Source organism: Dyadobacter sp. CY261 (assembly GCF_021440085.1).
In the GTDB taxonomy this organism is placed as follows: Bacteria; Bacteroidota; Bacteroidia; order Cytophagales; family Spirosomataceae; genus Dyadobacter.
The window spans coordinates 335,623-349,106 of sequence record NZ_JAKCPW010000010.1 but is presented as its reverse complement, the minus strand read 5'-3'; the positions used below and the strand labels follow the sequence as shown (position 1 = coordinate 349,106).

Below are 13,484 nucleotides of genomic sequence, written 5' to 3'. Positions count from 1 at the left end.
GCACTTAAACTCGACTGGCTATACCCGTATAGCAGATATGATGTTCAGCGCAATAATGTACGCATTGAATAACTAACACCACATTCGATTTAGTTTAGATTAGTACATAAAGAAGGGGCTCATGGCCCCTGATTTATTTTACAGCACCCGACGCATGAGGGATTCGAACCGCGCGGCGTCCGCTCTCGTCTCCCGGCCTAATACCGGGATCTTACCTATTCCGGGCGACTACGCCTCCATTACGAATGCGCCGGTGTGCTGCATCAAAATTAATCGTCACTCGTAGATATTTGAGACAACTGTAACGAATGGCTCGTCGGGATCCTTTTTACCTGCGATAGACAGGTGGCAAGAACTTCCTTCGAGCCATATTCATATACCGTTTCATATCCTAAGAATTTGCAGACACGCTCCGCCTGAGCTGCATAATCGCCCTTCATTTCGGGAGTGAATAAGCCTGCTTTTCGCAGTGGCGTGAATGGAAAAAATTCGATCATGAAGCGTTTGAGAACGGCTTTTTTCTCTTTTTCGGAGAAAATGATAATTTTCGTCATTGCATCCTGCCGGTGATGGCATTTAAATTATCGTACACCAGACTCACGATCTTTCCGTGGTGCTCGGTTGGCTTGTTGTTCATCCCGCGCGCCTGAATAACTTTCAGGGTATTCAGGGAAAGCTCAATCGTTTCAACCGGCTGATCGTCGATCCTGGCCGAAAGGACGATGATATCTTGCCTTTTGTAGTACTGGTTGACGAAAACGCAATGCTTCAAGGTGTCCCCTTCCTCCTGGAATTCCTTGACTGATTCAAGCATTTTAACGGTGATTTCGCCATTTGAAAACAACAGACCAAAGAACTGGCCTTTCTGTTGCTGATAATGGATTTCTGCTTCGGCAATATCTTTCCGTAGTTGCTCAACCCGGGCGCGTTCCTGGATGGATTGCCTTTTTCTCATCAGCTTGTCGTGAGACTTTTTCAGCTCGACCGGACATACGTAATGGCTGCTGAGGAGGTCTTTGTTGAAATGTTCTAGCAGATCGATGTAGTCGGTCCACAGTGAAGCATCTTTGATCAGGTATCCATTCCGAATGCAGATCTTTACGCTGTTCCAATACTTGGAAAGTGTTTCGGGCCCGCAGTACTTGTAGAACAGATATTTAAGCAGGCTGATTTGCCTGGCCTTCAAAAGCGTCTCGGCTTTGCTGTCCGAGAGCAACATTCTAAAAAAGTCAGAAGGGGACTGATCGTATAAATGCCCATCAAAACCGTTGCGCTTGATTTCCGGAGTGATTCCGCGTCTCGGGTATATTTGATGAGGAACGATTGAACTGCGAAGGATTGCGCCGTTTCCCATACGATCCCGCAAATGCAGTTCACCGTGGCCGGTCCAAGAATCGTAATATCCGGTCATCGTATTCACGTTCATCGCGTACATACTAGACTTTCCCTTGCTGTCAATCCAGTGCTGCATGACTTCGAAGCCCGTAAATTCGGCTCGCTGGCCTACTTTTCCGGTTTTGCGTAGAAAGAACATTCGTACAACCTGAATCCCCTTTACTGTCGTCAGGATCGCGAAGTGAGCGGCGTCCTGGTGGCTGCGTTTCCGGGTATTGGACATCTTCAATTCCGAATCGCAGTTTGGGCAAGTCAGTCCGACGATCGTCGCTACTAGCGACCTTTCTTGCGGCCAACTGTAACCACATTCAATGCAGTGAGCTTTGCTTTTAGTGAGAAAACCGGAGCGATCGAAGCAGTTGTCGTATCCCCATTGCAGTTGTTTGTCGGAAATGGCCGGGAGGAATTTCCGTAAAGAATCTATCTTTTTCTGAAAAATTGTTTTCGGCTTCATCGTTTAAAACATTGCTTGCTGAACTACTACGGCTTTTTCTTTGACAGGCTGGGATTTGGATGAGGACTTCTTTTTTAGTCGCTCCTTTTCCTCGATGAGGATTTTTTCGAATGCGGCCTGCTTCGCGTTGTCGAGGTCTTCGGCGGTTAGCTCGGTGGTGTGGTTTACTACGACCTTGCAGTTTATTTTGTGACCTGGCTTGATATCTTCTTCGTCATAGTAGTGAACTGCCATGCCGTAAATTTCGGAGTCTTCAAAGCCATTACAGCCGCTGTTCTTGACCTGGTTGAGAATGTAGGTAATGCAATCCTCGATGTTCTTGCCGGGCTTTTTCAGCGTTTCGGCAAACAGCGGATCCTCCGAGCCGAGTGAATCCAAGTGCTGGCTTATTGCTTTTCTGAATGAATCGGTTCCTTTCATGATGATTTACCTTCAAGTGTTTGGTTTACTATTGCTTTAAGTTGCGAGTTCAACTCTTTCACGAGCTTTTGGTGTAGCTTTTCGAGCCATTCAACCGCACGCGATGATTTGTGTTCAATGTAGGCGGTCGGCTCTTCGAATAGAGACATCAGGCGTTCCATTACCTCCTTTTCTTCATCGTAGTCCAGCTCACACCAAATTTGATTGTCGAGGTTGGCAAGCATGTGATACATTTCTTCATCCGTTTCACAATGCTGCTCTCGAAGGTATTGGCGTAGCTCCTTTTGCCAAGGCATATACTCCCAGAACTTGAATTCCTCGCGGATGGCCTGCCGGACAGACCGCATTGATGCGTCAAAATCGAGCTGATTACGATCAAAGCGCCCGCAGAGCTTTCCAGCGAAATAACATGCGCTCGTGCCGATTAGGAATTGTGGCATTGCCTTTCCCATAGCGCCCCAGAAATAGGAAAAATTGTAATCCCAGCTCGTGTCGGCCACGATGATCTTACCGCGGCCTTCTCCCTGATCGTCGATGAAAATATCTGTTGTATCTATTCGGAGGTACTGCATAATATTAGTTATGTTTGGCTGGTTTTATCTTATTTCCTGCGATCGTAGAGGGCGTTTTCAAATTGGAGTTGATGACCTTTGATTTCGCCGTATATCGGCTTATCGTTGGTTCCTATGATCCAGAACCGGGAGCTATCGGAATTGTAGTTGAAAGTCCCGACCGTTATAAAGTCCCGCGTGCCGCCTGCCTTGTAGCTGATTTCAACCTGGTTTCCTTTTTTGAATTCAAGCACCTTGTAGATTTCATTGCCGGGCACGGTGCCAAACATGTAAGATATCCAGGTGGTGCCACTAAATGCCGGGTTCTCCGGTGTCAGCAGAGGTTTGTCTTTGCATGCTGAGGCAAGGATTGTCACCAGGGCGAGGATCAGCGTTTTCTTTTTCATTGAGTGAACTGTTTTTAAGTTGTTGGAAATGTTTTTCGTAATTATCCCACGAGCCGAATTCGTCGAGGATGTCGTCGATGTGCCGGACGATACTACCCATAGGTCAAAACTTGTATTCGTTGATCGTCCAGGTCGGATGGCTTTTCCGGAGCTGATCGAGCGCCCTGCGCGAATGGACTATGTAAGGCTTTTGTCCTGGCTCGATGACTTGAAATTTTGGAGCCGATTCATAGCTACGATTGATAAGTCCGTCGAAGGTTTCCCTGTGCTGGATGAAGTTTTGCTTTGGCGCTGGCGTGGTGGGCTTTACAGTGCCGCGTTTTGTTTTCTGTCCCATTATTGTTTTTCGCAGAAGATCGGTATGTACTTATTGATGAATTTGTCTAGGTCTTCCTGGTTTTTCAGTTTCCACTGTTGCGACTTGATTGAGGCATAGGCAACCGGCTCGGAAAACTGTATCCTGGGCACCGGATCCCAGCCATGCAGGACAAGCAGTCCAGTTTCTTTTTTCTCGCCGGACCAGTGCGCCACTGTTTCGGTTTTGAATCCCGCAGCTGATAGCGCTTCGGCTGTGATAGGCTTATTTTCCATTTTGTTTTGCTGATTGAATGATTGATTGTTTGCGCATTAGGATGAGGTAGATGGCGTCGCGCTCTTCGTCATTGAGCCTGCCGGTGATGCCGGAGTTTTCCTGGATGAATTTGCGTCCTGCCTCCGTCCATGATTTCCCTTTTAGCGGGCCCTTTGGCAATGGCTTTTGCTCGATGACCTGGTATCCGGATGAGGACAGTACTTCGGATAGGTTTTTTCCGGTAGCCTGATTCTCTCCGACGTTCTTGCTGATGCGGTCTGACTTCTGCCTTGAAAATCCCTTTCGGAAGTTTGATTTGGCATTGAGCCAACCGGCTTCGAGGACGATTACTGTGTCTTCTTTTTGACAGAGCATTGTTACCCGTAAAATGAGCTCTGAGAACGAAACGGCTTTATGGAACACCCATTTGCCCGACACGTCCCAGATCGCGAGGCCAGAGCGATTTAAATCGGGGTCTATGCCGACGATGTGCTTTACTTGCATGAAGGAATTTTAAGATTGTTGATTGTACTGTTCTGGTGATTTGAGATCGATGCACAGGTATTCGACCCGTTCGGCAACCAGTTCCAAATAGGCGGTCTGGTCTTCTTCATACATTTCGATTAGATCTGCAAGCCTTTGGGTGACCAGTAGCCGGCGCGCCCGGTCAATGATTTCGTTGCCTTGGTATCCCAAGTCGGATTGTGAGACAAGCTGTGATACCCTTCTGACCTCTGATTTTCTCACGGCGACGTCCGGACTCTCCAAAGCATCTTTCATCATTTGCCGCTTTGCGAATTCAAAAGCCTTCCACTTGTCCTCCTTTTGCACGACCATAAAGCCGATATTGTCCAGGAATGTGTAAACCGAGTTGCCCCAATCCTCGTAGTCTTCGCCTGCGAGAACGCGCTTCACGACCGACAAAAAAAACTCGTGGGAAACTTTCAAACGCTCGGATTCAGGTATGATCCATTCATCATCTTTCTGGTCCTGCGCGAGCCGCGCAAGCTTCTTCTGAACGGGCGTTTTTGTTTGGGCTATGTAAGCCTTAATCCACTGGACAAAGTTTGATGGTGTGAAGATTATGGGGTCTTCCGGGCGTCTCTGGTATTCGCCGTCGAGGCCGTTTTCGAGCGCCTCCATAACTTCCCTTTCGGTGAGCGTCGGGAATTTTTTGATCAGGTCCCTGTTTATTTCCATGTCGATCAAGTCCTGTTCTTCTTCTTCAATCGGCTTCCTGCCAAGGCGAACGGCCACTTTAAGCCCAATTGCGGAAATAATTTTGGCTATTTGCGGCCCGCCCATGCTCGAAATTCTCGGGTTTTCGATTGATGCAAATGAGCTCATCGCCGTTCCGCATTCCGATCGCGTCAACTTTCCAGAAGCGTAAGCGGGCATTCCGTCGTTTTTGATTACTGTGAGATTGTTCATTGGTTGAGATCGTCGAAGGTTAAGAATTTGTCACTCCTGCTTGCTGTCCGGGCGGCGGCTTCCACTGATTTGGTTAGTTTCCCCTTTTTGTCGCCGACGTCAGGTTCTTCCCAGAGGCGCTTTCGTGACCAGTTCATGAAATGCTGAGTGATATCCTGCTCGTTTTTGGCTTGATGGTTGACGGCCCGTTTATCTGCGAAGAATTTTTTAACTGCTTTCCGGAAACTTTCCTCTGAAATTTTCAAGCTCATGCAGGTTGTTTCGAGCAAGCCTCGGTTTTCCGTCAATTTGACTTCGTACTCGTCGAGGGTAAGGGGGGCGGCGCGCAACTCGGGGGGATCAATTTTTTTTCTTAATTCATCGAGCTCGTCGCGAACAAACGACGGCGGCGAAAAATCCTTTTCTTCTTCGTTTATTGGTTTGTTGGTTTGTTGGTTTATTGGTTTAATTATACTACTACTGCTTTGGCAAGTGCTTTGTACAGTGCGTTGCAAGTGCGTTGTCAAGTGCGTTGTCAAGTGCTCTGCATCTGCGTTGTCAAAAAATGACAGAGCATCACCTTGCTTTGTCAAGTGCGTTGTCAGTGCTTTGTCAAGTGCGTTATCAAGTGCTTTGTCAAAATTTGACAACGCAATGATGCAAGCGGAGTGCTGGTTTTTTGACTCCTGAACTACTTCTATGAATCCCCACTGAACCAGGTCTGAGAATATCTTTTTGTAGGTATTGTAGGATTTAATTCCGTTTGCCATCATTGCCTGTGAGGCGGGTGAAGCAAACTTTTTTACCCACCCTAAGCGGTTATTCAGCTCTACATTCCATAAGTATACACCGGTGTGGTTTCCACTGACGACATCAGTATTTTCAAAAGCAAAGTCGAACCATGCCCGTGTAAACTCGTAACTGTTCATAAAAAACTACTGATATGGTAGGTTATCGCTATTTCTTAATTCTTAATCCGAGGCTTACCGCCTCTTCCATACTCAGGACGTCGTGAATGATTCGGTGGCAGTTGGGGCATACGGGACGCCAAAGCCTTTTCGCATTGAGCAGGGATCCGCGACCAGCCAGGTGATGCACTTCGGTAGATCGCTTGGTGCATCCTTCGAGCGTGGCAAAACAACCCGTGTTGAGGCGAATGAATTCTTTTGCGTCAACACGGTATTGATCTAGTTCTTTGCGGTACTTTTTACTTACTCTCCTGATAGGCTTGCGCTTGACTCCCTTTTTACAAGAATGCTTCATTGCATATCGTTTCCCGCAATGCTCACACACCTGCCAATTAACGAACTCGATCATAAGGGTTCGACGCTGTTAAGGATTATCAATCGTGAATAAGGATGTAAGGCATTCCTCCTGGTAGATACGACCACATTTCACGCGGCATAGGAAATGATACTTTCCCGATCGCTGATCCGAGGCATACAAGTTGATCCATTGTTCGATGCGCGCCTGTCCATAGATTCCCCTCTTTGCTCTCGCACATATTCATGAATGACATACCGCCCCCACCTGATCTCTTGAATGTATCCGGGAGCTCCGAAAGCATCGCGTCGATTGTTTTAGCCTGGGCCAACAGCCTATCTGGATGAAACCCTACTTTGATATTTACGCCATACCCAACGATGTAATTGTCGGTTCCCTCGCCGTCCTGAAAGAGGCACGACTTAAATACTTCGTTTACTTTATCGGCATTTAAAATCATGGGTTCGACTCGTTTAAGGTTAAAAACCTGATTACTGATAGGGATGTCCTAACATCACCGGCATTAATAGCAACTGCACGGACTTTGCATGTTTGGCCTGGGGAACAAATACGGCCGGTCTGTTCGGTGCAGACATTTGCAGTTTAACAGTGCCGCTAAACGGGGCCAGTATCGTAGTTATAAACCTGGCATTGAAACCAATTTTTATATTGGGTGCGGACTGATCAACATTTATCGACTGTTTGCTCTTTAATCCGTAATCGAAGTATTCGGATTCGAGGCTAAGCTTTCCTTGCGAGAAATTGAAGGCCATTTGGGAGGTGGTTCGATTTGAGAAGAGTATCCCAATTTGAATTCTCGCCTTGACTTGCGCGATATCGAGCTCGACTTCATGTTCGAACTTAGATGGCATTGCGGCTTTGTAGTCGGGAAAGAATGTGTCGATAGCGCGGGAAAGCACTACGCAGCTTTCAAACCTTACTACAACGTTGATGCCTTTCAACCCGAAAGAAACTTCTTTGTCTTTCAGCGATGTACTGTGCAGCAAAAAGTCCGCAAAGTTGGCCGGCAATGTAAACGGCAGGATTGTTTCGCATACCGGAGCCGTGGTTTCGTACTTGGTCAACCGGTGGCCGTCTGTTGAAACTAGTTTAATATTGCCCTCCGCGATATCAAAGTGGATACCGGTCATTCCCGGGCGCAGATCGTCGGTAGAAACTGTTTTCCGCGTCAGTAGAAGTCCTTCTCGGAGTTCGCTCATATTGATGCGGAAATGAGATACCGGCGACCAGGAAAGGGCTGGATAGTCGCCAACCTTGTCGAGGCCGCCAAATCTAAATTCTCCGTATTCGGTTGTGATCGCCACTTCGATATCATCCTCTTCGGTGCCAATCGCCTGGAAAACCATTTTTCCGGCTGGCGAAAGGGATACCAACGCTTTGATTCGACGGTAAGGGAGCAGGAACGATCCAGCTTTACAAAAATCTACCTCCTGAATAGAAGTAAATACCGTTGTGACCAGGTTTGATGCGGTCAGGTGAAGGGTGCCCAGCTCGAAATGAAACAGCACGTTATCGAGAATAGGCAGGATAGGGGAGTCGCGCACCACCTTTGTGAACAGGTTTAGGGCGCGTTTGAGATCGGCGGTCTCAACAGATCCGCCGATTACGATTTGTTCTGCAACCATTTAAGTCTATTTATTTTGTGTTTGAGATTTGATTTCCTCCTCAGCGCAGCGCTTCATATCGGCCATGGCCACTTCGTTGGTCTCGTAGAAACGTGTAGGGCTTACGCGTATCTCCGATGAGGCCTTGTATATCATCATCGCTGCGAATCCGGTGGTAGTCCGCCGTTCAAGCTTGCGGCCCTCTTCACCGGCCAATGTAACTACCCAGCCAGCACGGCAATGCGTTGTGTCGCATGTATGCCATGTTGCCATGTCCAACGCATCCGGAGCAGAAACCGCATCTAACACCTTTTGGTGTATGTTTTCAATTACCGGATAGTACGGCGCTTCTGACTTTTCAGCCGAGGCAACCGGCTTTGCATTTTCCAAGTCGGAGCAGCCGGAGCAGCCGGAGCAGTCGGAGCAGTAGGAGCAGCGGGAGCAGCCGGAGCAGTCGGAGCAGCCGGAGCAGTAGGAGCAGCGGGAGCAGCCGGAGCAGTCGGAGCAGCCGGAGCAGTCGGAGCAGTCGGAGCAGCGGGAGCAGCCGGAGCAGTCGGAGCAGCCGGAGCAGTAGGAGCAGCGGGAGCAGCCGGAGCAGTCGGAGCAGCCGGAGCAGTCGGAGCAGTCGGAGCAGCGGGAGCAGCCGGAGCAGTCGGAGCAGTAGGAGCAGCGGGAGCAGCCGGAGCAGTCGGAGCAGCTCCAGCAGCCCTTATTCGTTTCGTTTTGCTTTTCAAATTCCGGGTTTTCGGCGGCAAATTCAGTCGAAACACCGTTCACGGTCTTATCTTCCCTTTGATAGAAATCAAAGTAGCTTTTAAAAATTTGTGTTGACATTATTGTTAGAAGTTAGAGAGAACGTAATTGATGAAACTGTCGGGGGCTATGTACTGAACAGCCAGTATGCCGATCCCGACTATGAATACAGCGCAGGCGATGATTGCTGCGGCCTGAATAAAATAATAGATCAGGACGATCGATTTCCAGTCGTTTGGCTCATTCATGTAACCGGGTTTTAGGGTTGATGAAATGTAATTGACACGCTAAAAAGGCAAATCGTCGTCGTCTGAAACCGCAGCGAATGGTAGTGTAGTAGCTGCGGCGGTAGGCATTAACGTTGCCGGAGCTATCGAGGTTGCGGATGTTGCAATGGGTTGAGCCTGTGGGGCGCTGATCCCTTTGTAGTACTCCTCCAATTCTTTGTACAGATCATCGCTGCGCTGCCACATTTCTTTCGATATTGATCCGCCAAATTCAAAGGTCGGCCAGGAGAATGGCTTTTCGTCGTAAAAGTCCTCTTGGTAGCCATTTACAACTATCCATTCATCTCGCTGACGTCGCTGGCTCTTGCCGATCGTGTCGCCCCACGCCTGTAATCCTTTGCCACGTATGCGCAGGCAGATCATTGATCCAGCAGCATCCATCGCAAAGATTATCTTAGTATAGTGACCGCCGAACGAATTGACCTCCTCTTTAATTTCGGACCAATATCCGGTAGATAATACCTTGCCGTCTCTCAGGCGAACGTTCAGTGGCTCCTTACTTACGCTGCGCACCTCGTTGCTGAGGATCTGCTGGTTTGTCTGTTTGTCTACGCCTGTAATCCGGATCGATTGGCGAAGGATGAGGAAATTGAAGGGCAATGGCTCTGCAATGCGCGCCTCGGACTCTTTGTCGTAGAAGCAAAATGCATTCTCATCGCTGCGCCAATCATAAAAGCGCTCGGCAGGGTTTGACGGTCGAAATTCGTCGGCTCTTCCCATTTCTGTATTTGGTTATAGATTTTAAATGATTAAAAAACGGATTTATATATACGTAAAGACTTTTTACGATAATTCGGATGATCTGCGGCTGATCAGGCTCTTGATCTCGGCCGGTGTCAGGAAGGTGTACTTTTGCTTTTTGAGCCAGAGGATTTCCCGTAGAAGGAACTTGTTTGCCCGGCACTGAGGATTGTCGTGGTGGCGAATGATCCCGTACCTGGTCCACATGATCACGGTCGGCGCAGAAACCGAAAGGATCCGCTGCACCTCACTGGCATTAATGAATATGTCGGGTAGCTGCTCCGGCTTCGGATGCATGCCTATCAGGGATGAGTTCAACGACTGCATGAATGCCGCGTTTTGGCTCATGTGCTGCTCGATGCGTTCAAGTACGTCCATGGTATTCGTGTTTGCTTCAATGAGATTTCTTAAACCGTTCTGCGATGAAAGGAGCGGCTATAACTGCGGATAGCAGGATGACGGCGATCAATGACCAGCTCATCACTATGCGGCCGCTAGTGCCCTGCGCTTTTTTCTGGCCTCCTTTTCTCTCTGCGCCTTTACCTTTTTTATGATTCGGTAAATCTGCTCGTAAGAGTGAAGGAATGTTCCTCCAATGCTTTCAGAATGCTGCTGGATGTGCTTAACCGCGGCGTATGATGGCGTTCCCGCCGACATTAGCCTTTGGTATTCAGAATAGATTTTGTCATTTCTGATAGCCAGCTTTTGGGTTGCGGTAAGTTCGACTGTTGCCTCCATTGGGTTGTACGATTGATAAATTTATTACGATGCTTGTCTGCGTGCCACTTCCGAGAACTGTTGTAACATCGGGTTCAGTAGGCGGTGTATGAATTCTTTGCCGATTTCAGTCCACACCAGGTATGTTCTGGTATGCGTCTGGCTGGTCGATTTGCTGACAAATGGGAATGTCCGCTGTCTTGCAAATCCTTTGTCCTGGTACCGGGAATAAAGCATGTAAGTGCCGTCGTGTTTGTACTGAACCTTCATTTGGCAGAGCAGGCTGTTCAATTGTGCCGCCGACATATTCAGGCCCTTGGCGATCGTTGTCGTCGTCCACTCATCAACCGAGGAAAGGACCATATCCGTGTAGGCGGCTTTCGGGCGGAGCTCTGCGTTTTCCTTCAAAAGTCGGTCCTCGGACTCTACTTTCTCGGCCAGCTGCCGGAGAGCGTCAGCGTAGGTCGCGGGTAGCTGGTGGGTTGGCGTCATTGATGTCAGCATCTTTTCGCAGGCGATGAAATATTTCCGGGCCTGCTTGCCTCTTTCGTTTCCCTCTACCATTGCTAACTCTTTGGCCATGTCCAGGGTAAGCGCGAAATCCGTCTCCACCGTAACTCCTGTTCTTCCCTGTGCTGTTTGGGTTACTCTGTTTTGAGTAAGCCTGGCGTAGTCCTCGTGCTCGGAAAATCCGTACTTCTGGATCCTGCGCTCAATCCAGTCGTTAAACCTGGTTCCGATTTGCAGGAATTCGTACAGCTCCCGGGCGGAAACGACATTCTTGCCGCCTTTGCTTTTCTGAATCTGAATTAGCTCTTGCATTGTGCTTGATTGATGAAGTGAAATCCCGGTGTTCTTGGTTGCGGCACACCGGAAAGCCTACTCTCGGTCCAATAAGGAAAACTCCACAATGTCCGTGGCGGGAATTGAACCCGCGGCCTCCTCCATTATGCATGTGTTGCTCTAACCATCTAAGCTACACGAGGCACTGCAAAGCGCATCTGGCGTTTTAACGGATCACCAGTAACCTTTTCTCGCCTTTTCGTCTTACAACTTGGTAGGCCAGCTGAACCAGATGTTTAATTTCTTAGTGATTTTATGCGTCCGCTCGGCGGCATTGATGTAGATTTTAAAAACTTTAAAATGAGTCCAGAAAACAAGCCATTGAAAGGCGGTCCTCGGTAGTGTAAACTTCATAGTGTAAGCGTTGATATACTTTCCGCGCTTGACGACGTGCCGAATTGTTCGTCTGTTTTTCAAATAATCGGCTGCCGAATCGGCATACAGGTCAAAGTCCATTTGAAATTTGCTTTTTTTGTAAAAGTTGGCGGCATTCAATCGATCGCCGCCAAGCTGTTCCAATATATATACCACAAAATTCCTAGTACACGGGGCAGGACCCGAACCTGCAAACCTTGCTCTCCCGACCGAACGGGCTTAATCTATCACCAAGTTCTTATGTTTATGGTGCAAGGTTTAGGATACTTTCAGCGTCTACCAATTCCGCCACCTATGTGTTTTGCCTTCGCCCCGTCGGCTCTTAAATACTAGTCCTTCCAGGTAAGCGCTTTTACTGCCCACATTTGCGCGCTCTGCGTTTCAGTGATCGCGATCGAAGCCAGGCGCTTTACCTCCGGCGTTCCTGTATTGCGAAGCTCATTGAGCTGATCGATCGCGTCTGCAAATATTTGCTTTGCTTTCGAAACCGCGTCGTCGCCTGACGGATTGAATGATAGACCTACCGCCTTCTGTCCAAATGATTGTTGACTCATTGTTTATGAAAATTTATTGATGAAATGCTTTTCTGGTATTTTTTTAAACTGGTAGCAGGAAAATCCCGCTACCAGTGTCAATCTATTCCTCAACTCACCTTTAACTCGTTTTTTGGCGTGTTTTCCGCAGAAAACAACATGTCACTATTCATGTCAAAAATACCAATCAACAAACCGCAGTACCGTTCGGCCAGAACGTTTGCCTATACGGCGCTTCTGATATACATTTGTCAGTAATTCGATCATGACATATGCAAATATAATTATCGAATACTAACATTTGCAAGTAGTGTGCTACTATTTGTACTAACATTTGTGTTATTTATATTAATTCTAAACAATGAAGTCATTTGGAGAGCGTTTAAGGCATATTATGGAGCTTAAAAGTCAAAGTGCCTATATCGTCTCCAAGCACACAGGAGTTTCTGAGGCTACTATCGGGCGCCTTTTGAAGGATAGTAATAAGCCCAACCAAGCGACAATATCAACGCTGGCCGGTCATTTTGGTGTAAACGTGTCATGGTTGGGCGAAGGAGAGGGGGAGATGATGAAGGAGCCAGGCTCAAAATCGGCAACTGAATCAAATGCGGTGCCTATCAACATTCCAGAAACGCCATTTGAGACTATTAAGCGTGAAGATGGAACCGAATTTCTGGATATCGGCGAAGGTAGGTTTTTGATGGTTACGCCTTTAGTAGAGCAGGTTGGGTATGCTGGATATGTTTCAGGCTGGGCGGATCCTGAATATGTTGAGGAGCTACCAAAGCATGCGGTTGTAGTTAATAAGCTGCACTTTGGGACGTACAGAACCTTTCAGGTAAGAGGAGATTCGATGAATAATGAATCAATAGGTTCGATTGCGAGCGGTGACCTGGTGACTGGTCGGCGACTTCAAAGAAAGCATTGGACAAGTAAGCTTCATTTCAATAAGCACCCGTATTGGGTAATTGTGAAGTATGACGGCATTATCATCAAGAAGATCGTTGGGCACGATGTTGAAAGTGGTGTCATTACCTACGAATCACTGAACCCTAATTATGGCGGAGGGGCTGTCCACTTGGATGAGGTGCAGGAACTTTATAATATCCTTTTGATAACTCGCGAAACATAACGTGTTT

21 protein-coding genes are annotated in these 13,484 nt (G+C 47.9%); 1 reads left to right on the top strand and 20 read right to left on the bottom strand.

Annotation, left to right across the window (positions count from 1 at the left end):
• Window positions 1-269: 269 nt before the first annotated feature.
• From LZD49_RS26315 to LZD49_RS26220, 20 genes are all read right to left on the bottom strand, one after another.
• Window positions 270-554, bottom strand: a complete 285-nt coding sequence (locus LZD49_RS26315; protein WP_234670680.1) for a hypothetical protein — start codon at window positions 552-554, stop codon at window positions 270-272.
• Window positions 551-1,849: a PcfJ domain-containing protein gene (locus tag LZD49_RS26310; RefSeq protein ID WP_234670679.1), complete on the bottom strand. Its 1,299-nt coding sequence runs from the start codon at window positions 1,847-1,849 to the stop codon at window positions 551-553. Before LZD49_RS26310 ends, LZD49_RS26315 begins: the two co-directional genes overlap by 4 nt.
• A gap of 3 nt (window positions 1,850-1,852) precedes the next feature.
• On the bottom strand, window positions 1,853-2,269 hold the full coding sequence (locus tag LZD49_RS26305) for a PcfK-like family protein (protein ID WP_234670678.1): 417 nt from the start codon (window positions 2,267-2,269) through the stop codon (window positions 1,853-1,855).
• Window positions 2,266-2,841, bottom strand: coding sequence for a hypothetical protein (locus LZD49_RS26300; RefSeq protein WP_234670677.1), 576 nt, complete (start codon window positions 2,839-2,841; stop codon window positions 2,266-2,268). Before LZD49_RS26300 ends, LZD49_RS26305 begins: the two co-directional genes overlap by 4 nt.
• A 29-nt stretch (window positions 2,842-2,870) precedes the next feature.
• Window positions 2,871-3,227, bottom strand: a complete 357-nt coding sequence (locus LZD49_RS26295) for a hypothetical protein (RefSeq protein WP_234670676.1) — start codon at window positions 3,225-3,227, stop codon at window positions 2,871-2,873.
• Between the two features lie 103 nt (window positions 3,228-3,330).
• Window positions 3,331-3,564, bottom strand: coding sequence for a hypothetical protein (locus LZD49_RS26290; protein WP_234670675.1), 234 nt, complete (start codon window positions 3,562-3,564; stop codon window positions 3,331-3,333).
• The gene (locus LZD49_RS26285) at window positions 3,564-3,818 is read right to left on the bottom strand and encodes a hypothetical protein (RefSeq protein ID WP_234670674.1); all 255 of its coding nucleotides are present in this window, start codon (window positions 3,816-3,818) and stop codon (window positions 3,564-3,566) included. The genes LZD49_RS26290 and LZD49_RS26285 overlap by 1 nt, the downstream gene beginning before the upstream one ends.
• The gene (locus tag LZD49_RS26280) at window positions 3,808-4,302 is read right to left on the bottom strand and encodes a hypothetical protein (RefSeq protein ID WP_234670673.1); all 495 of its coding nucleotides are present in this window, start codon (window positions 4,300-4,302) and stop codon (window positions 3,808-3,810) included. The genes LZD49_RS26285 and LZD49_RS26280 overlap by 11 nt, the downstream gene beginning before the upstream one ends.
• Window positions 4,303-4,311: 9 nt before the next feature.
• The gene (locus tag LZD49_RS26275) at window positions 4,312-5,229 is read right to left on the bottom strand and encodes a hypothetical protein (protein ID WP_234670672.1); all 918 of its coding nucleotides are present in this window, start codon (window positions 5,227-5,229) and stop codon (window positions 4,312-4,314) included.
• On the bottom strand, window positions 5,226-6,137 hold the full coding sequence (locus tag LZD49_RS26270) for a hypothetical protein (RefSeq protein WP_234670671.1): 912 nt from the start codon (window positions 6,135-6,137) through the stop codon (window positions 5,226-5,228). The genes LZD49_RS26275 and LZD49_RS26270 overlap by 4 nt, the downstream gene beginning before the upstream one ends.
• A gap of 28 nt (window positions 6,138-6,165) precedes the next feature.
• A complete protein-coding gene (locus LZD49_RS26265) occupies window positions 6,166-6,471 on the bottom strand; it encodes a hypothetical protein (protein ID WP_234670670.1) in 306 nt (101 codons plus the stop codon).
• A gap of 79 nt (window positions 6,472-6,550) precedes the next feature.
• A complete protein-coding gene (locus tag LZD49_RS26260; protein WP_234670669.1) occupies window positions 6,551-6,931 on the bottom strand; it encodes a hypothetical protein in 381 nt (126 codons plus the stop codon).
• A gap of 31 nt (window positions 6,932-6,962) precedes the next feature.
• Entirely contained in the window at window positions 6,963-8,117 is a 1,155-nt protein-coding gene (dnaN, locus tag LZD49_RS26255) for a DNA polymerase III subunit beta (protein WP_234670668.1), read from the bottom strand.
• Between the two features lie 6 nt (window positions 8,118-8,123).
• Window positions 8,124-8,930, bottom strand: coding sequence for a hypothetical protein (locus LZD49_RS26250; RefSeq protein WP_234670667.1), 807 nt, complete (start codon window positions 8,928-8,930; stop codon window positions 8,124-8,126).
• Window positions 8,931-8,935: 5 nt separating this feature from the next.
• Window positions 8,936-9,097, bottom strand: coding sequence for a hypothetical protein (locus LZD49_RS26245; RefSeq protein WP_234670666.1), 162 nt, complete (start codon window positions 9,095-9,097; stop codon window positions 8,936-8,938).
• A gap of 39 nt (window positions 9,098-9,136) precedes the next feature.
• Window positions 9,137-9,856: a hypothetical protein gene (locus LZD49_RS26240; protein WP_234670665.1), complete on the bottom strand. Its 720-nt coding sequence runs from the start codon at window positions 9,854-9,856 to the stop codon at window positions 9,137-9,139.
• Window positions 9,857-9,919: 63 nt separating this feature from the next.
• On the bottom strand, window positions 9,920-10,255 hold the full coding sequence (locus LZD49_RS26235; protein ID WP_234670664.1) for a hypothetical protein: 336 nt from the start codon (window positions 10,253-10,255) through the stop codon (window positions 9,920-9,922).
• 105 nt (window positions 10,256-10,360) lie between these two features.
• Window positions 10,361-10,615 carry a hypothetical protein gene (locus LZD49_RS26230; protein WP_234670663.1) on the bottom strand — a complete coding sequence of 85 codons (255 nt, stop codon included), beginning with the start codon at window positions 10,613-10,615 and terminating at the stop codon, window positions 10,361-10,363.
• A gap of 24 nt (window positions 10,616-10,639) precedes the next feature.
• Window positions 10,640-11,416, bottom strand: a complete 777-nt coding sequence (locus tag LZD49_RS26225; RefSeq protein WP_234670662.1) for an antA/AntB antirepressor family protein — start codon at window positions 11,414-11,416, stop codon at window positions 10,640-10,642.
• A 725-nt stretch (window positions 11,417-12,141) separates the two neighbouring features.
• Window positions 12,142-12,366: a hypothetical protein gene (locus tag LZD49_RS26220; RefSeq protein ID WP_234670661.1), complete on the bottom strand. Its 225-nt coding sequence runs from the start codon at window positions 12,364-12,366 to the stop codon at window positions 12,142-12,144.
• Between the two features lie 340 nt (window positions 12,367-12,706).
• Between LZD49_RS26220 and LZD49_RS26215 the strand changes: the two genes are divergently transcribed.
• On the top strand, window positions 12,707-13,477 hold the full coding sequence (locus tag LZD49_RS26215; RefSeq protein WP_234670660.1) for a helix-turn-helix transcriptional regulator: 771 nt from the start codon (window positions 12,707-12,709) through the stop codon (window positions 13,475-13,477).
• The last annotated feature ends 7 nt before the right edge of the window (window positions 13,478-13,484 follow it).